The 1,002-nt window shown below is 46.7% G+C and carries 1 protein-coding gene and 1 pseudogene; both read right to left on the bottom strand.

Annotated elements, in window-relative coordinates; genetic code table 11:
• A pseudogene (locus A3763_RS03810) lies at positions 1-588 on the bottom strand (porphobilinogen synthase); the annotation flags it as partial.
• A 149-nt stretch (positions 589-737) separates the two neighbouring features.
• Positions 738-1,002: hypothetical protein (locus tag A3763_RS29430; protein ID WP_231872089.1), on the bottom strand; the 265-nt coding region annotated here is incomplete at its 5' end.

Here is a 1,002-nt window from a genome sequence, read left to right as displayed (position 1 = left end):
GGTATTGATATGGCCTGCGGCTTCCAGTTCTTTGCGAATCGCAGCGATTCGGCCATCCATCATATCTGAAGGTGCAACGATGTCTGCTCCGGCCTCTGCGTGTGACAAAGCCTGCTTAACTAATGCGTTAACGGTAATATCGTTTAATACATATCCATCATCATCGATAATTCCGTCTTGGCCGTGGGTTGTAAAGGGGTCTAAGGCAACGTCGGTAATCACGCCCAGCTCCGGATATTCCTTTTTTAGTGCTCGTACAGCTCTTTGGGCTAGGCCCTCGGGGTTCCAAGCTTCTTTGGCATCAAGAGACTTGGCATTACTCGGGGTGACGGGAAATAGTGCGACGGCGGGGATACCAAGCTCTAGTAGCTGCTGCGCCTCTTTTAGTAGTAGGTCAATACTCAGGCGTTCAACGCCGGGCATAGAGCTAACAGCTTCGCGTTTATTTACACCTTCAAGAATAAACATGGGGTAAATCAGGTCATTGGCTGTTAGTGTATTTTCCTGCATCAAGCGACGGGAAAAGTCTTGAAAGCGCATGCGACGGAGTCGGCTGTTAGGGAATTGTCGTTGGCTGGGTGAAAACACTTTTTATCTCCGGCAATCATCAAAAATATTATGTGCTTAAGATTAGCAGGTATGCCGAAGGAAAGGCTATAACGCAAGTCAACTGGGGCTGGATTTTTGGAAGTATTTTGCTTTTCGCTAAATACAGGGAACTCGAGATCTAGGTACGCTTATATGCTTAGCTTAAGTAATAATTGAATGCTTGGGATTAAAGCGATGCTTAGCATAACAAGTGCGGAGCCTATGCAGGTCGCGCCGCATAATTGTGAACCGCGAATTTTTATTCGTTGAACAGGGTCTTGTAGCGCAGACTTCCAGTGCCTAAAAGCAGCGGGTTCAGGTATGCATAGTTGTGCTCGGCCGCTTTTAGTATGGCTCAGTTCGTGAATGTAATGCTGGTCTTGGTCGCGCTGATATAAAACCATAATTGATAAA

The organism is Oleiphilus sp. HI0128 (genome assembly GCF_001635365.1).
This window is presented reverse-complemented; position numbering and strand designations above follow the sequence as displayed.